The following is a 22508-nucleotide window of genomic DNA, read 5'->3' as shown; positions in this document are numbered from 1 at the left end:
AATTAGATACAATGTAATATTAGATTTATTAGTAAGAATATGTTTATATAAAAAATATATTTGAATATAGTTAAAACACTAAAAAATAGTATACTAAGATGAAAGAGAAGAACCTTTATATTTGATGTTCTTCTTTTTTCTATTTACAAACCTTTTTCTATTTACAAACCAGTAAATTTATCTATAAAGAATCGAATATATTTTTCCTTTACATTTTTTGTTTATTATAGTCTTTATACAGGGGCATTTGAGTTGGAATAAAAATTATAGGTTATAAATTTTTATAGAATATATAAACAAAGCAAGGCACTTTAATATAATATGAGTGCTTTGCTTTGTTATTTTATACATGTAATTGTCTGTTATTTTTTATAAGTTTTACTTTTAATATTTTTCTACATACTTTTATTATTATATACTTATTAGATAAATTTAATTCCATATATTGGATATACAAGCTATTATTTAAACATACTTATTATATGATATAATATTATAAGTATAATTAAATTAAAATATCTTAATAAAGGAGGAGATTAAATATTTGGCATCTATACAACAGTCTATTAAAGATTATATGGAGAAGTATTTCAATAAAAAATTAAACTTACAAGAAAGACTTTTTTATCTTTTTTGTTTTGCTGGAGTTGTTTGTTCCTTTTTAGCCTTTGTTGCAGCTCTTTTTAGTAATCTTCCTAGTATATCTGTATGGGGAAGTTTTTCTTGTTTTTGTATCATGTCAATATTGGCAATCTATTCTCTTAAAACACAAGATATTGATAGAGGGTGTCTAGTAATTAATATAGGGCTTAATATATTCTTATTTCCAGTACTCTTTTTTATAAGTGGTGGAGTGGATAGTGGTATGATGTTTTATTTCTTGTTGGGAATATGTGTTATATCATTGACTCTTAATGGTCTTAAGAGAATAGTTATAATATTTGTATCTACACTTGTGTATAGTATATGTATATTTTTGGCATTTAATTACCCAAACTTAATTGTGTCTATAGGTGAATCTCGTGCATCAGATACGATAAGTAATTTTATTATAGTTTCATTGTTTTTATGTATAGTAATGATTGTGGTTTTACAAGAGTATTCTCATGAGCGTGATAAAGTATATAAATTGAACCAAAGACTTGAAAAGCAGGCAATTATAGATGATTTGACAAAGTTGTATAATAGAAGATATTTAATACAATATATGTCCGATATATTAAAAAAGCCATTGGAAGAAAGAATTATGTCCATTGTGTTATTTGATATAGATGATTTTAAAAAAATAAATGATAAATATGGTCATCTATGTGGAAATAATGTATTAATTCGATTTAGTGAGATTTTAATTGAAGAGGTTGGAAATGATGGAATTGTTTCAAGATATGGAGGAGAAGAGTTTATAGTGGTAATGCCTAGCTTTACTAAATCTAAAGCGGTTGAGGTAGCAGAGCGTATTCGCATACATGTTTCTAGTGACAAAAAATTATTTGATTTAGTGAACAAAATTACAGTCAGTGGTGGCGTAGAGGAGTATGTTGAAAATATGACTATGGAGAAGATAGTAAAAGGAGCTGATACAAAACTTTACATAGCTAAAAATAATGGGAAAAATAGAATTGTAAGTTAGAGAAAGTTTGGTTTAATAGTGTCATCATAGTAGATGCATTTGCCATGATGACACTATTATTTTAATCAATAATACTAAGTACTATTTGTATGTTTCCACTTCCTAATATTTCAGCAAGCTTACTGGTATCTTCAATATACCCCAGTTTAGTGTAGTTATATGAGGTTTGAAAATCTTTATAAAATAGAACCAAACAATCAGAGCCGTAGAGCATAAAATCACCAGTTTTAATATTTTTTACGGATTCTGCATTTGATGGCAAATCTTTTATAAAGTAATTGTATTTTTCGTTTTTATTTAAATCTTTCATATCTATTGTAAGTGGCATTTTTTTTATTAATGCCTGTACAGAGGAATTATTATAAAGTTTCAATACAAAGTCTTTATCTCCAATTTTAAGATTGGCAGTTATAATGTTATTTTTAATTGGTTTATTTTCAATTGGTGTTATTACTTCTTTTTCTTTATAAGAAATAGGAGTTGCAGTCAAAGTATTATTTTTAGATTCTTGTTTTACTGTTTGTTTTGAGGCTGGAATATTTGTACAACCTAATAGTGCAAAGCTACAGAGTGCAGTTAACATGAGGGTTATAATCTTTTTTATATGATTACATTGCTTCATATGATTATACTACCTTTCCCATTTGATATGCTTTACTTAATAGATTAGGTAAAGCAGAGATAGAACCATATTCATCTGCACCTGTACCGCGCAAAACATCTTTAAGTGTTGCATTTTCAAAACAATCAATCCAGCCCTGCAATCCTTTCACTGCACCATCCATTGCATGTTCCTCTTTATCAGCAGCAGTTGCTAGAAGATAAATATCTCTAAAAGAATACTCTAAGGGAAATAGTGGATTAGAACGATCAAGTAATGTTTTCATCTGTCCACTCATTTCATAAAAATAGATTGGAGTTGAAAAAACAATTACATCAGCAGTCATCATCTTTTGTACAATCATATCGGCATCATCTTGCATTATACAATGTCCTGTTTTTGTATTCTGACAAGCAAGACATCCTTTACAAAAGTGAATAGTTTTATCATACAAACAGATTTTTTCAACAATATTTCCTGATTCTTTTGCTCCTTTTAAAAACATATCTGCTAACATTTCAGAATTTCCGTCTTTGCGAAAGCTTGTAGATATAATTAAGACTTTTTTGTTCATTTATTTATTCCTCCTCAATTTTTTTTATAAACTTTGCTGGTACACCTCCCACCAATGTATTAGGTGTCACATCTTTTGTTACAACAGCTCCAGCTGCTATAATTGCCCCATCTCCTACTATTACACCAGGAGTTATTGTGACATTAGCACCAACCCAGACACTTTTCCCTATTTCAATAGGTTTTGGGTGCATAGTGCTTCGTTTGCTTGGAGCAAAATCATGATTCAAAGTTGCCAATACTACATTATGACCAATTAACGAATTGTCTCCTATAGTAATACCACCTTGGTCTTGAAATCGACATCCTGAATTTATAAAAACATTTCTACCTATTGTTATATTTTTTCCACAGTCAGTATAAAATGGAGGGAACATGTTAAATGTTTCATCTACCTGTTTTCCAATTAACTCTGAAAATAATGTTCTAATTTCTTCCGGCTCATGATAATGATTGTTTAATTTAGATGTAATTTTCATGGCTTCATTGCTGAGTTCACTCATAAACTGATGTAACTTTGAACCTCCAACAACAGTAAGTCCTTGATTAAGGTGTTCTAAAAATGTATTTAAGTTCAAGTTCATTTTGCACATCCTTTCTGATTAACTGTAAGATTTTTTCAATACTTCTACACAATCCTCATGTGTCATTTCACAAGGATTTGCTGCAAATAAACCTCCCATTGTTTCTCGTGCACTTTTTGCTATTAGATTAAAATCTCCTGGTGTAATTCCATAATCGGACATTTTTAAATCTGCAACCCCACAAGCTTCTTGTAATTTGCTAAGAGCCGTAATAAAATCTTCTGCTTTGTTAGCATCTTTCATTCCCAATGTCTGTGCCATGCGTACAAAGCGTTCATCACAAGCATGTTTTTCTATAAAAAATCCAAAGAAAGCTTTAGAAATCATAATCAAACCTGCACCATGAGGAAGTCTTGGGTAATAACCAGACATAGCTTGTTCTAAAGAATGCTGTGCTGTAGTGACACTGATTGTCATGACAATTCCTGCAATTGTATTTGCAAAAGCCATGTGTTCTCTTGCTTTCATATCATTACCATTTTTTACTGCATGTGCAAGATAGTTGCCTACATTTTCGATAGCAGTTAAAGCATACATATCGCTCATAACACTGGAAAAAGAAGATATATAGCTTTCCACGGCATGGAATAAAGTATCAAATCCTTGATAAGCAGTAAATTCAGGTGGTACAGATTTCATTAATTCTGGGTCAATTATGGACAAAACAGGGAATAAAGAGTCATAACCACCAACACCAATTTTCTCATGGGTTTCTTCATTTGTAACAACTCCCCATTGGTCAGCTTCACTACCTGTTCCAGCAGTGGTTGTAATACAAACAACTGGTAGTGGTTCACTTTGTAATGGTTGAGCCTTTCCAGTACCTCCATTTACATAATCCCATAAGTCACCATCATTTGTCACCATCATTGCAATTGTCTTTGAAGCGTCCATGACACTTCCACCACCTAAGGCAATGATAAAATCGCATTCTGTTTTACGAGCACAGAAAGCCCCGTTCATGATAGAATTTTTATTAGGATTTGCGTCTATTTCATTGAATAACACAAATTCTACTCCTGCCATTTTTAACTGTTTTTCTGTTCGGGCAAGTGCACCATTTTCTTTAGTTGATTTTCCACTTGAAATAACAAGCAAGGCTTTCTTTCCAGGTAGTTTTTGTTGATGTAATTCATCTAAGCGTCCATTTCCAAAGATAAAACGAGTTGGTATATACATATTAAAATTCATATTTTTTTCTCCTTTTTATGTTATTGTTTTTATTAAAATTTATATCATAGTTTCTATACGTTTATTATATTAACGAAACAATATAATAGCAAATACTTATAAAGAATGCCTTCCCATAGTTGACAGGCATAGTAGGGAAAAGTACACTATAAATAGGAGGTATAGATAATGGAACTTAGAGTATTGAGATATTTCTTGGCAGTTGCAAAAGAGGAAAGTATTACAAGTGCAGCTCAATCACTTAATGTGACACAACCTACGCTTTCAAAACAACTTATGGAACTTGAAGATGAACTTGGGAAAAAGTTGTTTTTGCGTGGTAACAGAAAAATCACACTTACAGAGGATGGCTTATTTTTACGTAAACGTGCACAGGAAATAATTGACTTAACAGATAAAACTACTTCAGATTTTAACAATGATTGTGATGATATACGAGGAAATGTTTATATTGGTGGGGGAGAAACAGATGCTATGCGTTTTATTGCCAAAACTGCGAAAGAATTGAAGAAAGAATACCCTCATATCCGTTATCATCTATTTAGTGGAAATGCTGATGATGTAACGGAAAGACTAGATAAAGGGCTTTTAGATTTTGGAATTTTAATCGAACCTGCCAACATGGAAAAGTATGATTATATCAAACTTCCTGTTAATGATGTATGGGGATTGCTTATGAAAAAAGATTGTGAGCTTGCTCAAAAGAAAACGGTATGTCCAGATGATTTGAAGGAAATTCCTATCTTAACTTCACGTCAAACATTGGTTCAAAATGTAATTTCTGGTTGGTCTGGGCAAGATTTTCAAGCATTTAATATAGTGGCAACTTATAATCTTGTCTACAACGCTTCTCTTATGGTAGATGAAGGGGTTGGGTATGCTCTTTGCTTGGATAAGCTAATCAATACAACAGGTAATAGCAATCTTTGTTTTAGACCTTTAGAACCGAGATTAGAAGCACACTTAAATATTGTCTGGAAAAAGTATCAGGTTTTTTCTAAGGCAACTAAAATGTTCTTAAGTAAATTGCAAAGCGAAATTAATAATTTTGTATCAGAATAGAGAGACAGCTATTTAATTTATAATATTGTTTATATGAAGGTAGTGATTTTTATGAAGCGAGATTTATATGTAATGAGAGATAAAATAAAACTTTTTTATGCTGAAGATTATGATAGAAAACTAATATATGATATGGCATTTGAGGAAGATGAGATATGGAAGTCAATGTTTGACAATAAAGAGGATTTTGACTGGTCTGACATTCATGATGAAGAATCTTACTTTTTTAGTAGTAATCCTGGTATTAATAAATACTTGCTTATAGAATATGATAATCAAATTGTGGGTACCATTTCTCATGCATACAATGATGGTAAGATACCTAATATGGAGCTAGATATGTGGTTGCGTTCAATGAAATATACTGGGAAGGGGATTGGTTCAAAAGCTATGAAGTTGTTAATTGACAGCTTGACTAGAGACTATGAGGTAGGCACATTTATTATTCGACCATGGATTAAAAATTCTCGTGCTATAAAGGCCTATGAAAAATGTGGTTTTGTGGTAAGTGATTGTTTTAATCCTAAAGAGTATTATGGGAAATACTTCGATAAATGGGGTCAAGGTGATTATCCAGAAGGTGAGAATGTGAATATGATACTTTCAATAGAGTAGTTAACAATGCTATGAAAAAATATACTTTTGCTATTAGTAGTTCGATGTCTGGAAAATAAGAGATTAGAATAAAAATAAATATTATTCCCTAGGTTGTAAGTTTAGCAAAGGATATTTATACTCAGTAAAGAAATAAAATGTGAGGTCCAACAAGTTCCTATTAGTTAGGAAGCTTGTCAGACATTCTAGCAAAGTTTGAAAAACATAAAGAATCTAAAGCCTATTGTAATTGATGGTTATAGAAATTTCTTAGTCATTAATTGGGATGTTTATTCAAAAGTAGTACTTAAAGTATGAATCTATGTTTAAAAGACTTATAAAAAAGTACAACAAGAGCTAGAATACAAATATTATATAAATAAAACATCATTGAAACTTATTTTTTTCTAACTGGAAAGCATACTTCTGTTACCCAATTATCAGAATTACTGTCTTGACCAGGTCCTATATGATAAATATTAAACATAGGGCCGTCTACATCATAGTTATTGTCAGATATCCAATTACCAATAGCTTCACAAGCATCTGTAAGTTGATTGAAGTTTCCTTTTACAATAGCAGTTGCAGCAGTTACACTTGGAACAGTTCTAAACTTAACATTTTCAGTATCTTTATAATTTCCAGATACAGCAAGTTGTATTTCAACATCAACATAATTTTCTTTATACCCAACATCATAAAAGACTGCTTTAGAATAGTTAGGAACATCAACTTGTACATTATGCCCTTTTGTTTCTGAGAATAATTGATGCCATAGCATTCCTTCATCTTGATAAGTAGGTATAGTTTTTCTTAAAGTCATCATATATTTTGGAGCAAAGTCTTTTATAGTTACATCATAATTTTTCATAATATCAGTCCTTCCAATTCTCTCCATAGTAGTTTCTATTTTTAATAGTTTTTTTTGCGTGTCTTCTAGATGTTCTCTTACTTGAGAATAGTGAATATTTAAATACCTTATCAAGCTTTCTCTATCATTGTATTCCGTCAAAATTTCTTTGATAGAAGATAAGCTAAATCCCATATCTTTTAAGGCATGGATTCTATTTGTAGTGGAAAGTTGATTTGCACTGTAGTATCTATAACCATTAATTTTATTTATATGAGTTGGTGTTAAAAGTCCAATTTCATCATAGTGACGTAGCATGCGAATACTAATTTTACTAAGTTTTGAAAAATCGCCTATCTTAAACATATTTACATCTCCTTTATAAAGGTGTTATTTTTGAGCTCAATATCAATATAAACCATATCATAGTGGTAGAGTCAACTAAAAATTATATATTGACAAATAATAAAAAAATATTATACTGAACATGTTTAGAACGAAAAATGTAAATGTTTTGGAGGTAGGTTATGATAAGGTACTATCTTTTATATTGAATCAATGTATAATCAATGGAAATATGCAGGCACAACTTGCTATCATTTCTATGCTTCGTAATATATTTGGGGACGAAAAAGACGAAATGAGTTTAAGAACTATTGCCTTACAAATTATTTTACCTATACAAATGGAGGCTTTATCACCAGACTCATTTCAATTATATAGTGGTACAAATATAAAAGTTAAACATCAGAGAGATAAATTTATTGATATTTTAATAGAAAATATTATCAAATGAGATGATGTGAAATGAAACTTATAACTATTGGTGCAAGTGTTATTAAATATTAATCTAATCAGTCAAACATATGAAACCGCCAGAAGTAATAAAGGTAAAGGTTTATAAAATTTCTGACGGTTTTATTATATGTTACTAAGTATGGAAAATATTTACTAGATATAACATAAGTTAATAAGTATTAATAAGTACGTACTAGACATAACATGAGTTAATAAGTATTAATAAATATTTATTAGATATATCATAAGTTATTAAATACTAAGAAGCATTTTCTAATTCAAGAGGGTTCTCTATACCAAAATAATCGTATAAAGCTGAGCTTATTTCCTCCAAGTTTCCGCTTTCAAAAGGAGATTGTAGATTAACTTTTTCTACTACATCTTTAAATCCTGCATCTGTATTTTGATTTAAAAAATCCATATATACATCAACAGCTTTTCTATAGTCACCTTGTGATAACTCCCATATTTGAAGAGATACATCAGATGCAAGACCATAACTTAAATAGTAAAAAGGAACTTGGAAATTATGAGATACAAGTATCCAAAATGGAGCATTTTTATCTTTAAGTATCTTATTAGATACTCCATATTCTTCTTCTAAATCAAAAAATAGTTTATTTATATCATTTAAGCTCATATATGGGTTTTTATATATAATTTCTTGAAACTCATCGTAAAGACAAGCATCAATAATTGTGTTTAAAACAATCGATAAGTGTTCTTTTTTTATTGCTTCAGATTGTTTTCCAAAGAATTCATCAAAATACTTGTAAAATAAAATTTCTAAAGATGTTGAATGAACTTCGCATATATCAATACTTGGCTGTATTGTATTATTTGAGTTAATACTGTTGTAGTAATTAAAAAAATGACCAAACTCATGAGCAAAGCTAGTAACACCTAAAAAAGAATTGTCCCATGTATTAAATAAAAAGGGTGCTTTGTACTTGGTTATATAAGTAGTATAACCTCCAGGTGATTTATTTTTCCCAGAGGAATAATCGTATAAGTCATACTTTTTCATGTAGTTAAAACACTCTTTTAATTTTGGAGATATATCTTCAAGTACTTTATCAAATTTTCTAAATGAACGATTCTTATATGCCTTAATATAAATAGAAGAGTCAGAAGGTTGTGATGTAACTTTCCTATATAATGGAACTATGTACTCTTTTACCTCACTTCTAAATTTTCTTGCATCCTCTTGGGAGTAATCTTTATTTAAATTTAAATAAGCATAATCTGTATAATTCTTAAAGCCTAGCTTAGTTGCTATTTCAGTTCTCGTCTGTACAAGTTCTAAAAAAATATTACCAAATATAGGGTTGTATTTTTTTAAGTAATCTGAATAGATTTTTACATATTCTTCATAAGTGAGATTGGGTTTTGACATAGCTTCTTCAAAGTCTATTTCCATCCCATCTACTGATACAGTAGACTTAGATAATAAGTCTTCATATTTAACAACTAAGTCTTGCTCTTTTTTAAGTAGGTTTTCTACTTCTTCTGAATTAAGCTTTCCAATGTTTTTTAAATAATTAAATCCATCTTTTCCAATTTCTTTTTTTAGTTCTTTAGAAAACTTAGAATTTACAAATGTATCCTGAAAATCTTTGTATGCCATATCGACATCCACAGATTTACTCATAAGGTATTTGTATTCTTTAGAGTAAAATTCATCTGATGAATCAATATTATTTCTAAGTTTTGCTATAGTAAGTGTACTATAAAAGTCTTGGTAAATCTTATCGACATTACTAAATACGTTCAATTGCTCTTTGGCATTTTTACATGTTAAAAGTTTATCGTTATATGTGTTAATATTTTCGCATACTGACTTTATGTCAGGACGCTTATATTCCATTTTTTTAAAAGGAATAGTTCCTCTAACTGAATCTTTTTTTGAATCATTAGTATAATTTTTTATGTATAATGCAAATATAATAAAAATTACAATTAAAATTAGAGAAATAAATAATCTTTTCTTGGATTTAATCATAGAAATCCTCCAATCATGGATATAGTTATTAGTTATTTTACTATATTAAATATAAAAAATGCATATTAAGAAAATTTAATATAAAAATATGGACAAGATTATAGATAATATAAAAATTTAACTTCAAGAAAATATATGAAAATTGTATTGGTAAAATGATAAATAAATTTTAAGTATAAAATACGAAAAACTATTCTACTATTAGACTTATTATATGCAAAAAATATAGAAATTTTTGATGTAATTGAAATTAAAAGACATATATAAAAATTTGCAATATTCTAAACAAAATTTATAAAAATTCATATCATTGTCTTTATACAATATTTATACTATAATAGAGTAATAATTTAGAGGAAAACTCTAAAAATAAACAAATTAAAGGTCTTAACAGTAATGATTTTATGTTAAGGAGGTATAAAGAAAGTTGAAAACAATAGTTAGAAGACTTATTCTCTACGCAGATGGAATGCGACCTACTCAAATAATAGTATCTGGGTTTGCAGCAACTATTTTAATTGGAGCAATATTGTTAACACTCCCGATATCGTCACAGAGTAGAGAGAGTATAGGTTTATTAAATGCTCTATTTACAGCTACTTCAGCGGTTTGTGTTACTGGTCTAGTTATGGTAGATACAGCAACTTATTGGAGTTTATTTGGACAGATAGTAATAATAACATTGATACAAATTGGTGGTCTTGGATTTATGACCGTAGCTACAATGTTTTCACTTATGGCACGAAAAAAAATACAACTAAGAGAAAGATTATTGATACAAGAATCATTAAACCAAGCAGACTTATCAGGGTTAGTAAAACTTACAAGGTTTGTATTAATAATAACTATAACCATAGAGGGAATAGGAGCACTAGTCTTATCAACTGTCTTTATTCCACAATTTGGTTTATCTAGAGGGATATGGTATAGCGTATTTCACGCAATATCAGGGTTTTGTAATGCCGGATTTGACTTAATGGGTAGTGTAAGTGGGCCATTTACATCGCTAAATTCTTATGTAAACAATTTTATAGTATCAATGACTATTTGTGCACTTATAGTGTTAGGTGGATTAGGATTTCCAGTTGTTCTTGATATTGTAAGAAAAAGAAGATTTTCAAAATTAAATGTGCATTCTAAAGTTGTTTTATTTTCAACTGCAATACTTATTTTAGTAGGTGCAATATTTATTTTTCTTATAGAGTTTAACCAAAAGGCCACTATGGCAGATTTACCTGTAAAAGGGAAAATATTATCAGCGATATTTCAATCAGTAACAGCAAGAACTGCTGGTTTTAATACACTTGATTTAGCTACTTTACAAGAAAGTAGTGTATTTATAATGATAATTTTGATGTTTATTGGAGCATCACCTGCATCTACTGGTGGAGGTATCAAAACAACAACATTAGCAGTTTTAATAATTACAGTTAGAAGCTTTTTATCAGGAAAATCTGATATAGAAACTTTTGAGAGAAGACTGGCTCCAACAACTATAAAAAAATCTCTAGGGATATTTGTAATTAGTATATCCGCAGTTATTTTTGGAACTTTGATTATTTCAATAACTCAACCTAAGTTTACACTAGTTCAATCAGCATTTGAGGTTACATCAGCACTAGCTACAGTTGGTTCAAGTTTAGCTGGAAGTGCAAATCTAAATGCTTTAGGTAAGGTTATAATAATAATCTTTATGTTTATGGGGAGAGTTGGTTCTCTTACTTTATTTATGGCTATACTTTCTGGAGGTAGAAGAAAGAGTCAGCCAGTTAGATACGCAGAAGGCAAGATTATGGTTGGTTAGAGTACCATTTATTAGATAAATCTATTAATAATGATATATAATCTAGGAAAATGAATTTGATATAATCAATTAAATAAATCAATTAATGATAGAAATAATCTAGCAAATAAATTTAGCTATGATTAATAAAATAAAAATATTAAAATTAATTTATCTATATAAAAGTTAATTTAATAGATATTATACAAATTGTGTATTAGGGAGGAAGTTTCGAGATGAAGCAATATATAGTCATTGGATGTGGGAGATTCGGAAGTTCAGTTGCATCTACTATGCATCTTTTAGGACATCAAGTAATGGCAATAGACAAAAATGAAGATTCAGTTCAAAGTATATCTGATAAAGTAACTCATTCACTTATAGTGGATGTTACTGAGGAACAAGCATTAAGATCATTGGGTTTAGGTAACTTTGATGTAGCAGTAGTTGCAATCGGTTCTGATATAAGAGCATCTATAATGGCGACTCTTATAGCCAAAGAAATGGGTGTAGAGTTAATAATATGTAAGGCAAAAGATGAATTGCAAGCCAAAGTTCTTTATAAGATTGGTGCAGATAGAGTTGTATTTCCAGAAAGAGATATGGGAGTAAGAGTTGCACATAATTTAGTTTCTGACAATATATTAGACCATATTGAACTTGACCCAGAATATTCAATTGTTGAAATCGTAACTCCAAATGGTTGGGTTGGTAAAACACTTGTAGAACTTGAGCTTAGAGCTAGATATGAGATAACTGTGCTTGCCATCAAGACTGGTAAAAATATAAATGTGACACCTTCTCCTGATGAGGAACTTACAGCTGGAAGTATATTGGTTATAATTGGTCAAAACACTAGTATAACAGCTATTACATCTGGAAATAAGGGTATAATTAGAAGAAGATAGTTTATTATTTAAGATATATTTGATTGCAATGAAAGTAGATAGTATCATATAATTATGAATAGTTATATGATACTATTTTTATTTTAATCGAGAATAGAGTTTCAATCGAGAATAGAATTTTAATAGAAATAAAGATTTTAGAAGTAGGATAAAGAATGATAAGGAGGTTGTGCTAATATCAAGTTAGCATTTATATAAAATGATTACAACTATAAGCAGTAAGGATAATGAAAGATTAAAATATACTAAAGCATTATTAAAGTCAAAAAATAGAACAAAAGAATCAAAGTTCATAATAGAAGGGTACAGAATAGTAGTGCTTGCACTTGAATGTAATGCAAATCTTGATTATGTATTTATCAATGAGGATTTTGAAAATAAAAAGGAACACATGGAATTATTAGAAAACTTAGATAAAAAAAACACAAATATATATAAGACTACTAATAAAAACTTTAAGGAACTTGTAGACACAGAAAATACTCAAGGTATAATAGGTGTAGTTTCATTTAAGGAAAAAAATTTAAAAGAAAGTATAAATGAAAAAGATAAGTTTGTATTAATTTTAGACAGAATACAAGACCCAGGAAATATGGGAACAATAATAAGGACTGCTGACTCTGCTGGAGTAGATGCAATAATAGCACTAAAGGGATGCGTCGATATATACAATCCAAAAGTAATTAGGTCAACTATGGGCTCTATTTTTGATATGAATATAATCAATGCCATACAAGATGAAACTGTGGATATACTTAAATCACAAGGATTTAATATAGTTTCAAGTTATTTAAATACAGATAATTTTTATGACAAAATAGACTACGGTTCAAAAGTAGCTTTGGTGATAGGAAACGAAGCAAATGGGATAAATGAAGAGCTTGTATCAAAATCTGATATTTTGGTTAAAATACCTATATATGGCAAAGCTGAGTCGTTAAATGCAGCAATAAGTTCTGCTATATTGATGTATGAAATAAAAAAATACTTAATTTAATGTATTGTAATAAATATAATGTCGTGTTATAATCTTGAATTAAATAGTAGAGTATCAAAAATAGTCAATATATTTTAAGCATGATTGATAAAAATATTATATGATTGTACTTTAAAATAGTCACAATAAAATAATCATATAGATAATCACAAAATGTAGATATAAATGATATAATACTAAAATAAACAATATAATATTGTAAATGCAATGAAAGAGGAAAGTATTTTGATTAAACTTAGTAAAGAGATAAACACCTAGGCTGGGAGTGTTTTCTAAGAGGTCAGGAGAAGTTCCCTCTAGAGTAACAAAGCTGAAATTTGATAGTAGGCTTTGACGTGAAAAACGCGTTAAGTTTGTTAGAGGTGGTTTGATGATTTTTAGATTGTTAAACTACTAGGGTGGTACCGCGAAACTATAGCCTTTCGTCCCTAGACAGGGATTGAGGGGCTTTTTTTATACAAAAAAACGAAAGGGTGATATGTGTGCAAGAAAAATTACTTGCTTTACGTGAAGCAGCTTTAGCTGAAATAAAAGAGGCACAAAGCATAGAAAATGTAGAAAGTTTAAGAGTTAAGTATTTAGGAAAAAAAGGTGAGATAACTGCCATACTTAAAGAGATGGGTAAATTATCTGCTGAAGAAAGACCAGTAGTTGGAAAAGTTGCCAATGATGTAAGAGAGAATATTGAACTTAGCATAAATTCTAAAAAAGAAGAAATAAATGCTATTGAAAAAGAAAGAAAGTTAAGAGAAGAAGTAATAGATGTTACTCAACCTGGAAAAGTATTGAAAGTTGGAAAGAAACATCCAATAACTCAAATTATAGATGAAGTAACAGATATATTTATCGGAATGGGATTCTCTATAGCAGAAGGTCCAGAAGTTGAAACAGTTGAAAATAACTTTGATGCATTAAATGCTCCTAAAGACCATCCATCAAGAGATATGAGTGATACATTCTATATCAATGATGGTGTATTACTTAGAACTCAAACGTCTCCAGTTCAAGTAAGATCTATGAGAAGCCAAGAGTTACCAATTAAAGTAATAGCACCAGGTAGATGCTTTAGATTTGATTCACCAGATGCGACACATTCACCAATGTTCCATCAAATAGAAGGACTTGTTGTTGGAAAAGATGTTACTATGGCAGAATTTAAAGGAACTATGGATATCTTCGTTGAAAAATTGTTTGGTTCTGATATCAAAACTAAGTTTAGACCTCATAACTTCCCATTTACAGAACCAAGTGCAGAGGTTGATGTTACTTGTTTCAAATGTGGTGGTAAAGGTTGCCCAATGTGTAAGTATGAAGGTTGGATAGAAATATTAGGTTCAGGTATGGTTCATCCAAATGTACTTAGAAATTGCGGAATAGACCCAGAAGTTTACAGTGGATTTGCATTTGGAGTTGGGGTTGAAAGACTTGCAATGCTTAAATATGAAATAGATGATATTAGATTATTATTCGAAAATGATATGAGATTCTTAAATCAATTTTAATTAGGAGGGTGTGTAGATGTTAGTATCTTTAAAATGGCTTAGAGACTATGTCGATATAGACATGGATGTAAAAGAGTTCGCTGATAAAATGACAATGACAGGAACTAAAGTTGAAACAATAGATTATTATGGTGAAGAAGTAGAAAATATATTAGTTGGAAAGATTTTAGAAATAAAACAACATCCAAATGCTGATAAGTTAGTTGTAACTAAAGTAGATGTTGGAGATAAAGTTGTTCAAATAGTTACAGGAGCTACAAATATATCAGAAGGAGATTATATTCCAGTAGCTGTAAATGGTTCTAAATTACCTGGAGGAGTTGAAATTAAACAAACTGACTTCAGAGGTGAATTATCAGATGGTATGATGTGTTCAGCAGCTGAATTAGGTATAGATGAACATTATATTGAAGAATACAAAAGAGGTGGTATATATATTTTAGACCACGAAGACTCTTATGAATTAGGAAAAGATGTAAAAGATGTTTTAGGATTAAATGATGCTTTAATAGATTTTGAATTAACTTCAAACAGACCTGACTGCAAATGTATGATGGGGATAGCTAGAGAAGCAGCTGCAACTATAGGAACAAAAGTAAAATATCCTGAAATAGAAGTAAAAGAAAGTGACGAGGAAATAGACTTCAAAGTTGAGATAGATAATCCAGATTTATGTAGAAGATATGTTGCTAGAATGGTAACTGATGTAAAAATAGAATCTTCTCCATACTGGATGCAAAGAAGACTTACAGAAGCAGGTGTAAGACCTATAAGTAACATAGTTGATATAACAAACTTTGTAATGTTAGAGCTTGGTCAACCACTTCATGCTTTTGATATAAATCAAGTAGAAACAGGAAGAATAGTAGTAAGAACTGCTAAAGATGGAGAAAAGCTTGTAACACTAGATGATGTTGAAAGAACATTAGACAAAGATATGTTAGTTATAACAAATGGAGAAAAATCACTTGGTCTAGCTGGTGTAATGGGTGGTGCAAACTCAGAAATAACTGACAAGACAAAGACTGTACTTTTCGAAAGTGCCAATTTCAAGCCAGAAAACATAAGAATGACAGCTAAAAAAGTGGGAATTAGGTCAGAAGCATCTTCAAGAAATGAAAAAGCCTTAGACCCTAATCTTGCAGAAATAGCAGCAAATAGAGCTGTACAACTTGTTGAAATGTTAGGTGCTGGAAAAGTATTAAAAGGAACTGTTGATGTATATCCAAATAAACCAGAACCTAAAAAATTAGTAGTAAATCCTCAAAGAATCAACCATCTTTTAGGTGTAGATGTACCAATGGAACAATTTGTAGGAATTTTAGAATCATTAGAATTTAAATGCAATTTAATTGCTGATGATAAGCTAGAAGTAGATGTACCAAGTTTCAGAACAGATATGGAGCAAGAAGCTGATGTATGGGAAGAAATAGCTAGAATTTATGGATTTGAAAATATACCTTCTGTACAATTAGAAGGAAATACAACTGCAGGGGTTAAAACTCCAAAACAAAAATTCATGGAAGCGCTAAAAAATAATTCAACTGCTGTAGGATTAAATGAAATATTAACATATTCATTTGTAAGCCCTAAGGGAGTTGACAAGATAAGAGTACCAGAAGGTAATATAAAGAGAAACTTTGTTAAGTTGATGAACCCATTAGGAGAAGAAACTTCTGTAATGAGAACTACTTTAATACCAAATATGTTAGATGTTTTATCAACTAATATATCTCATAAGATAGAAGAAGTATCAGCATTTGAGTGTGGACATATATTCACACCACAAGATTCAGAACTTCCTATGGAAGCAAATAGAATGTGTGTAGGTATGTATGGTAAAGATGTAGATTTCTTTGCATTAAAGGGAGCTATAGAAACTGTACTTGTAAATGTAGGATTTAAAGATTATGAAATTGAACCTCAAGATAATAATACTACCTTCCACCCTGGTAGATGTGCTAAAATAGTGTATAATAATAAATATGTAGGTACATTAGGTGAATTGCATCCAGATGTTATAGAAAACTACAATCTAGGGCAAAGAGTTTATGTTGCTGAAATAGATATTGATTTTGTATTTGATAATTCTGATAGAACAAAGAATTATGTACCATTACCAAAATATCCATCTACATCTAGAGATATAGCTCTTATTGTTAAGGATGATGTATTTGTAAAACAAATAGAAGATATAATAAAGGAAAATGGTCAAGGATTAGTAGAAAGCTACAAATTATTTGATGTTTACAAAGGTTCTCAAATAGAAGCTGGATATAAATCAATTGCATATTCAATAACTTATAGAAGTAAAGATAAAACTCTAACAGATGAAGAAGTAGCTAAGGTGCATGATAAGATATTAAGTGAATTAAGCAAAAAATTGAATGCTAACTTAAGATCAAATTAACAACTAATGTCGGGGAGGTTAGGATGAACAAAGTAATGGTAAAAATCCATGGCGCTGAGTATCCAATGGTTGGAGACAAGTCAGAGAAATTTATGATTAGTATTGCTGATTTTGTTGACAAAGAAATGGATAAGATAACACGTCAAAACCCGAAGCTAAGCTTATCAGTTGCTGCAATATTAACTGCATTAAATATATCAGACCTTTTATTTGAATGTTCAGATGAAAATGAGAGGTTGATTAAAGCTAATGAAGAATTGAGCAAGAAGGTTGGTTCATCCAACGAAGAACTTCAATTAGAAATCAAATCTTTAAAACTTACAATAGCAGAAAAAGAAGCAGAAAATCGTGAAACTGAAGCTAAAATGAAAGAGTTAATTGAGATTATAGAAAATAAAAAGCAAGAAATATTTGAACTTAGTAATACAACAGAAGGCTCTAAAGCCGAGTTAGATGCTTATAAAAACAAGATAGAAGAGTTAACTGCTCAGCTTGAAGAATCAAATGAAAGAGCTACTATAGCTGAAAATTTAGCTTCTGAGTTTCAAAACAAGGCTTATGATTTACAGCTAAAATGTACAGGGTTAAATAATGATGTAAAAAACGTGGAATAAATTAAAAGATTTGCTGTCTCTTGTTTTTTGAGACAGCTTCTTTTAATTTATAAATAATAAATATAAATAACATGTAATGTATACATATAACTAGTGTATAAATAATATGTAAATATAAAATTTTTTTAAAATATTAAAATAAAAAATAATATCTAAAAGAATTTTGATTTGGTATCTATCAATAGAAAGTGAGATGTTTATATATGACAAAACAGAGCCAGATGTCTGAATCATTCTTCTTATGCGCTTTATTGGCAATAACAGGAGGATTTTTAGATATTTATACTTATGTAGTAAGAGGAAAAGTATTTGCTAATGCACAGACTGGAAATATAGTTTTATTTGGTCTTAACATAGCAGAAGGTAATGTCAGGAAATCTTTTTATTATTTTATTCCTATTTTGGCTTTTATTTTAGGGGTGTTGATAGCAGAAAAAATAAGAAATCATTTTAAAAATAATAATAGAAAGATTCATTGGCGACAAGTTATCATTGGAATTGAAATGATTACTATACTTATTGTTTCTTTTATTCCTCAAGGAAAATTTAATATGTTTGTAAATGTTGCTATATCTTTCATTTGTTCAATGCAAGTTGAGAGTTTTAGAAAGGTAAATGGCAACACATTTGCAACAACAATGTGTACTGGTAATTTAAGAAGTGCTACAGAAACACTATTTCATTATGTGCAAACTAAAAATATTTTTATGATAAAGAAGAGTTTGCAGTATTATGCTATTATTATATTCTTTATTTTGGGAGCTATTTTGGGAACTGTTTTTACAAAGATTTTTGTGGAAAAATCTATATTAATATGTTTCCTTATTTTATCAGTAGTCTTTATAGTTATGTTTATCAATAAAGATGATTCTTTTAATTTAAATTAACAAAACAATAGAGTCATTATTTGATATACTTTAAATATAGTAAGTAGTATATAAATTTAGTGTAAATGTGTAAATTATAGACATGATAACATTAAGTTTAACAAGTATATATAGAGGAGAAAAATATGAAAAAAATAGAATTACTTGCACCAGTTGGCTCTTTTGATTCCTTGAAAGCAGCAGTACAAAATGGGGCAAATGCTGTGTACTTAGGTGGAAAAGACTTTAGTGCGAGAGCATCTGCAAATAACTTTGATAGAAATGAGTTGATTGAAGCTGTTAAATATTGTCATATAAGAGGAGTACAAGTATTTGTCACTGTAAATACATTGATAAAACAGTATGAGATAGAAGATTTTGTCGAGTATGTAAAATTTTTATATGATATAGATATTGATGCATTAATAGTTCAAGATATAGGTATGGCAAGGCTTATAAAAAAATTACTACCTGATTTTGAATTACATGCAAGTACTCAAATGGTAGCTCATTCGCTAGAAGATGTAAAATACCTTAAAAGCGTAGGATTTGATAGGGTAGTTTTGGCAAGAGAATTAAATGTTGATGAGATAAAATGGATTTGTGAAAATACAACTGTAGATGTAGAAGTATTTGTGCATGGGGCTTTATGTGTATGTTATTCAGGTCAATGTCTTATGAGTAGTATGATAGGAAACAGGTCTGGAAACAGAGGAAGATGTGCACAACCATGTAGACAAAAATATGAGTTAATAGATATAAATACAGGTGAAGTTGTAAATAGTAATGGAGATTACTTATTAAGCCCTAGAGATTTAAGTACTATAGAAGATTTAGACAAAATAATCGAAGCAGGGGTATTATCTCTAAAAATTGAAGGAAGAATGAAAAAGCCAGAATATGTAGCTACTGTAGTTTCAGGATATAGAGAAGCGATTAATGAGTTTATAAGTGAGAAAAAAATAAATATTTCTGAGGAAATAATAAATAATTTGTATACTATCTTCAATAGAAAATTTACTAAAGGATATATATTAGGTGAAGTTGGTAAGGATATAATGAATTCTGATAGACCTAACAATCAAGGTCTATATGTTGGAAAAGTCTTAGACCATAATAGAAAAACAAAGAGACTTAGAGTGATACTAGAGAATACCCTTAAAAAAGGAGATGGAATCAACTTAGGTGGAGGAACTATTGGAAGAATTATAAAAGATGGAGAGATAACTACAATAGCACACAAAGGAGATTTAATCGAATTAGATTTTATTGGGGAAGCAAAGAGAAATCAACTTATATTCAAGACTTCAGACAGTGAATTAATGGACAAAGTACAGTCTACATTTCAGCAAGATAAAGAACTTATAAAAACTAACATAAATGCAAAAGTAAGTATTAAATTGGGTGAAAAGCCAGTACTTTCTATAAGTGATTTTTGTGGTAATAAAGCAGTTGTAGAGGGTGAAAAGGTAGCTGAAAAAGCTATAAAAGTTGCTTTAAGTGAAGAAAAAATCGAAACACAGATTCAAAAACTTGGAAACACGCCTTATAAATTAAAAGATATAGACATTGATTTAGACGAAGGTGTAAGTATACCTATAAGTATATTAAATCAAATGAGAAGAGATTGTATTGAGCTTTTGGATGAGGAAAGAATAAGGATAAAAGAGAGAAGATTTAAGGAAAGTAAATTAAAATATAAACCAGCTAAAATAAATCGACATAAAGAATTTAATACAACTCCTAAACTTAGAGTTAAAGTTAAGAATTTAGAGCAATTAGAAGCAGTACTAAAATATAATGTAGATTTAATTTATTATGAAGATATAAATACGCTATTTGAAGCTTTGGAAATAGCTTCAAGTATTTCTAAAGAATCAGTTAATTTAAGTTCAAATATAGATAGTGTAAATTCTTCATTAAATATAGATGATGTAAATGTTTCAAGTGAAAGAACATCTAGCTTTGAAGATAGATTAATCTATTCAGCACCAAGAATTATTAGAAATAGAGAATACAAACAGTTTGAAGTATTAGATAATATAAAAGGGCTTAATAAAATTCAAATTGGTAATTGGGGTTCTATGGATTATTTTAAAGATAAAAATCTAAATATAGATTGCTATTTGAATACTTTTAATAGTGAAAGTATAAATCACTTTAGGGATACAGGAGCAAGTACGGTTTGTTTATCACAGGAGTTAAATCTAAGTGAAATTGAACAAACATTAAAATATACAGATGCAGAAATTGAAGCAGTGATATATGGATATACGCCTATGATGGTCACAGAATACTGTCCTATGGGGGTTGTTGTTAGAGATTGTAAAAAAGATAAGAGAGTAGCTAAATGTAAGGAGAGCAGTTATGCTCTAAGAGATTTTACAGATGCAAGTTATAGGATAACACAAGATATATTCTGTAGAAGCACTATTTACAATTCAAAGGTAACCTGTATGTTGGACAATCTTTATGAATTAGATGAGATTGGAGTAGATGTATTTAGAATAGATTTTACAGTGGAAAATAGTGAAATGGTAGAGAAAGTTATTGAAGCTCATATTGAGGTTTTAAACAATAATTATAAACTTGGAGAAAAAGCTACTAACTTATATAAGCAATTGGATGAAATTGGAACAGTTGCAGGACACTACTATAAAGGTGTAGAATAGATATAACATGAAAAATATACATAAATATATAAAAACTCTTGAATTTATGTGTATTAATATATAAAAATATCATATCTATGAAAAAACAGGGGGATTACTGAAAATGAGAGAAGAAGCTTTAGACATTTTATTTAAGTATTTAGAAACTGATAGAATGAGAAAACATTGCTATGCAGTTGAAGCAGTTATGAAAGATTTAGCCAAAAGACTAGAGCCAGAGAAAGAAGAAAAATGGGCGGTTGCAGGTCTTTTACATGATTTGGATTCAGATATAGTTGGAAGAAAGCCAGGAGAAATCTGTGAAGGTCATGCAACAACAACTGTAGAACTTCTCAAAAAAGAAAATTTTGGTGATGAAGAAATGTATAGAGCAATACTTGGTCATCATGATGGTATGGGGGTTACAAGAACTAGTTTAATGGAAAAAGCTATATATGCAGCAGACCCTATAACTGGATTTATAACTGCAATAGCTTTAGTTTATCCAGATAAAAAACTTACGAGTGTAAAGACAAAATCTGTAATTAAAAGAATGAAAGAAACAAGATTTGCTTCAAATGTAAATAGAGATGCAATGAGAAGTATAGAAGATATAGGGATTCCATTTGATGAATTTGCAGAGCTTTCTCTTAATGCAATGAAAAATATTAGTGATGTACTTGAAAACAATGAAAATGAGTAAATAAGGAAAATAACAATAAATTTAAAAATGTGAATTGACAATAATTAGTTTAAATAAATGACTATAATTAATATAAACTTAAGGTCAACTTGTTAATAATTGACTGCAATGAGTAATTATAGTGATTCTTTGCATCAGTAATTATAGTAATAAACTTAAATATATAAAATAAGTAAATGAAAAATAGAA

19 protein-coding genes and 1 other annotated feature are annotated in these 22508 nt (G+C 29.5%); of the genes, 13 read left to right on the top strand and 6 right to left on the bottom strand.

The genetic code is table 11. From position 1 onward, the window contains the following. Positions 1–544 precede the first annotated feature (544 nt). Positions 545–1630, top strand: a complete 1086-nt coding sequence (locus IR151_RS05325; RefSeq protein WP_227433483.1) for a diguanylate cyclase — start codon at positions 545–547, stop codon at positions 1628–1630. Between the two features lie 61 nt (positions 1631–1691). Here IR151_RS05325 and IR151_RS05320 read toward each other — a convergent pair whose 3' ends face one another. The 4 genes from IR151_RS05320 to IR151_RS05305 are packed head-to-tail and all read right to left on the bottom strand — an operon-like array spanning position 1692 to position 4579. After that, complete coding sequence (locus IR151_RS05320; protein ID WP_227433482.1) at positions 1692–2252, bottom strand: cyclophilin-like fold protein; 561 nt, start codon at positions 2250–2252, stop codon at positions 1692–1694. Between the two features lie 4 nt (positions 2253–2256). After that, positions 2257–2805 (bottom strand): flavodoxin family protein, encoded by a 549-nt coding sequence (locus tag IR151_RS05315; protein ID WP_227433481.1) that lies wholly within the window; start codon positions 2803–2805, stop codon positions 2257–2259. Between the two features lie 4 nt (positions 2806–2809). After that, positions 2810–3382 carry a DapH/DapD/GlmU-related protein gene (locus tag IR151_RS05310; RefSeq protein ID WP_227433660.1) on the bottom strand — a complete coding sequence of 191 codons (573 nt, stop codon included), beginning with the start codon at positions 3380–3382 and terminating at the stop codon, positions 2810–2812. 24 nt (positions 3383–3406) lie between these two features. Next, positions 3407–4579, bottom strand: coding sequence for an iron-containing alcohol dehydrogenase (locus IR151_RS05305; protein WP_227433480.1), 1173 nt, complete (start codon positions 4577–4579; stop codon positions 3407–3409). A 168-nt stretch (positions 4580–4747) separates the two neighbouring features. Between IR151_RS05305 and IR151_RS05300 the strand changes: the two genes are divergently transcribed. Both IR151_RS05300 and IR151_RS05295 read left to right on the top strand, forming a co-directional pair. After that, the gene (locus tag IR151_RS05300; RefSeq protein ID WP_227433479.1) at positions 4748–5641 is read left to right on the top strand and encodes a LysR family transcriptional regulator; all 894 of its coding nucleotides are present in this window, start codon (positions 4748–4750) and stop codon (positions 5639–5641) included. 51 nt (positions 5642–5692) lie between these two features. After that, positions 5693–6256 carry a GNAT family N-acetyltransferase gene (locus IR151_RS05295; protein WP_227433478.1) on the top strand — a complete coding sequence of 188 codons (564 nt, stop codon included), beginning with the start codon at positions 5693–5695 and terminating at the stop codon, positions 6254–6256. Positions 6257–6632: 376 nt separating this feature from the next. Here IR151_RS05295 and IR151_RS05290 read toward each other — a convergent pair whose 3' ends face one another. Then, complete coding sequence (locus tag IR151_RS05290; protein WP_227433477.1) at positions 6633–7451, bottom strand: MerR family transcriptional regulator; 819 nt, start codon at positions 7449–7451, stop codon at positions 6633–6635. A 121-nt stretch (positions 7452–7572) separates the two neighbouring features. On the opposite strand from IR151_RS05290, the gene IR151_RS05285 reads away from it, so the two are divergent. Then, a complete protein-coding gene (locus IR151_RS05285) occupies positions 7573–7881 on the top strand; it encodes a hypothetical protein (protein ID WP_227433476.1) in 309 nt (102 codons plus the stop codon). A gap of 261 nt (positions 7882–8142) precedes the next feature. On the opposite strand, the gene IR151_RS05280 is transcribed toward IR151_RS05285, so the two are convergent. After that, entirely contained in the window at positions 8143–9885 is a 1743-nt protein-coding gene (locus tag IR151_RS05280; protein WP_227433475.1) for a peptidase M3, read from the bottom strand. Positions 9886–10312: 427 nt separating this feature from the next. Here IR151_RS05280 and IR151_RS05275 point away from each other — a divergent pair, with 427 nt between their 5' ends. The 9 genes from IR151_RS05275 to IR151_RS05235 all read left to right on the top strand — a co-directional run bounded on the left by IR151_RS05275 (position 10313) and on the right by IR151_RS05235 (position 22319). Beyond that, positions 10313–11689, top strand: a complete 1377-nt coding sequence (locus tag IR151_RS05275; protein ID WP_227433474.1) for a TrkH family potassium uptake protein — start codon at positions 10313–10315, stop codon at positions 11687–11689. 215 nt (positions 11690–11904) lie between these two features. Next, on the top strand, positions 11905–12576 hold the full coding sequence (locus tag IR151_RS05270) for a potassium channel family protein (RefSeq protein WP_227433473.1): 672 nt from the start codon (positions 11905–11907) through the stop codon (positions 12574–12576). 199 nt (positions 12577–12775) lie between these two features. Then, positions 12776–13573 (top strand): TrmH family RNA methyltransferase, encoded by a 798-nt coding sequence (locus tag IR151_RS05265; protein ID WP_227433472.1) that lies wholly within the window; start codon positions 12776–12778, stop codon positions 13571–13573. 198 nt (positions 13574–13771) lie between these two features. Beyond that, positions 13772–14006, top strand: a binding site (T-box leader). A gap of 49 nt (positions 14007–14055) precedes the next feature. After that, entirely contained in the window at positions 14056–15075 is a 1020-nt protein-coding gene (pheS, locus tag IR151_RS05260) for a phenylalanine--tRNA ligase subunit alpha (protein ID WP_227433471.1), read from the top strand. Between the two features lie 16 nt (positions 15076–15091). Continuing rightward, a complete protein-coding gene (gene pheT / locus IR151_RS05255; protein ID WP_227433470.1) occupies positions 15092–17485 on the top strand; it encodes a phenylalanine--tRNA ligase subunit beta in 2394 nt (797 codons plus the stop codon). Positions 17486–17508: 23 nt separating this feature from the next. After that, a complete protein-coding gene (gene zapA, locus IR151_RS05250) occupies positions 17509–18099 on the top strand; it encodes a cell division protein ZapA (RefSeq protein ID WP_227433469.1) in 591 nt (196 codons plus the stop codon). A gap of 203 nt (positions 18100–18302) precedes the next feature. After that, complete coding sequence (locus tag IR151_RS05245) at positions 18303–18986, top strand: YoaK family protein (protein ID WP_227433468.1); 684 nt, start codon at positions 18303–18305, stop codon at positions 18984–18986. A gap of 125 nt (positions 18987–19111) precedes the next feature. Further along, positions 19112–21637: a U32 family peptidase gene (locus IR151_RS05240; protein WP_227433467.1), complete on the top strand. Its 2526-nt coding sequence runs from the start codon at positions 19112–19114 to the stop codon at positions 21635–21637. Positions 21638–21740: 103 nt separating this feature from the next. Beyond that, a complete protein-coding gene (locus IR151_RS05235) occupies positions 21741–22319 on the top strand; it encodes an HD domain-containing protein (RefSeq protein WP_227433466.1) in 579 nt (192 codons plus the stop codon). Positions 22320–22508 lie beyond the last annotated feature (189 nt).

It is taken from the genome of Clostridioides sp. ES-S-0006-03 (assembly GCF_020662275.1).
GTDB lineage: Bacteria > Bacillota > Clostridia > Peptostreptococcales > Peptostreptococcaceae > Clostridioides.
The sequence above is the reverse complement of the archived record's forward strand: the minus strand, read 5'-3'. Positions and strand labels throughout refer to the sequence as shown.

Bases quoted from the DNA above. Each gene is read 5' to 3' on its own strand.
- IR151_RS05305 (WP_227433480.1), bottom strand. From the start codon at position 4,579: ATGAATTTTAATATGTATATACCAACTCGTTTTATCTTTGGAAATGGA.
- IR151_RS05300 (WP_227433479.1), top strand. From the start codon at position 4,748: ATGGAACTTAGAGTATTGAGATATTTCTTGGCAGTTGCAAAAGAGGAA.
- IR151_RS05245 (WP_227433468.1), top strand. From the start codon at position 18,303: ATGACAAAACAGAGCCAGATGTCTGAATCATTCTTCTTATGCGCTTTA.
- IR151_RS05270 (WP_227433473.1), top strand. From the start codon at position 11,905: ATGAAGCAATATATAGTCATTGGATGTGGGAGATTCGGAAGTTCAGTT.
- zapA (WP_227433469.1), top strand. From the start codon at position 17,509: ATGAACAAAGTAATGGTAAAAATCCATGGCGCTGAGTATCCAATGGTT.
- IR151_RS05265 (WP_227433472.1), top strand. From the start codon at position 12,776: ATGATTACAACTATAAGCAGTAAGGATAATGAAAGATTAAAATATACT.
- IR151_RS05295 (WP_227433478.1), top strand. From the start codon at position 5,693: ATGAAGCGAGATTTATATGTAATGAGAGATAAAATAAAACTTTTTTAT.
- IR151_RS05320 (WP_227433482.1), bottom strand. From the start codon at position 2,252: ATGAAGCAATGTAATCATATAAAAAAGATTATAACCCTCATGTTAACT.
- IR151_RS05235 (WP_227433466.1), top strand. From the start codon at position 21,741: ATGAGAGAAGAAGCTTTAGACATTTTATTTAAGTATTTAGAAACTGAT.
- IR151_RS05280 (WP_227433475.1), bottom strand. From the start codon at position 9,885: ATGATTAAATCCAAGAAAAGATTATTTATTTCTCTAATTTTAATTGTA.
- IR151_RS05290 (WP_227433477.1), bottom strand. From the start codon at position 7,451: ATGTTTAAGATAGGCGATTTTTCAAAACTTAGTAAAATTAGTATTCGC.
- IR151_RS05285 (WP_227433476.1), top strand. From the start codon at position 7,573: ATGTTTAGAACGAAAAATGTAAATGTTTTGGAGGTAGGTTATGATAAG.
- pheT (WP_227433470.1), top strand. From the start codon at position 15,092: ATGTTAGTATCTTTAAAATGGCTTAGAGACTATGTCGATATAGACATG.
- IR151_RS05240 (WP_227433467.1), top strand. From the start codon at position 19,112: ATGAAAAAAATAGAATTACTTGCACCAGTTGGCTCTTTTGATTCCTTG.
- IR151_RS05315 (WP_227433481.1), bottom strand. From the start codon at position 2,805: ATGAACAAAAAAGTCTTAATTATATCTACAAGCTTTCGCAAAGACGGA.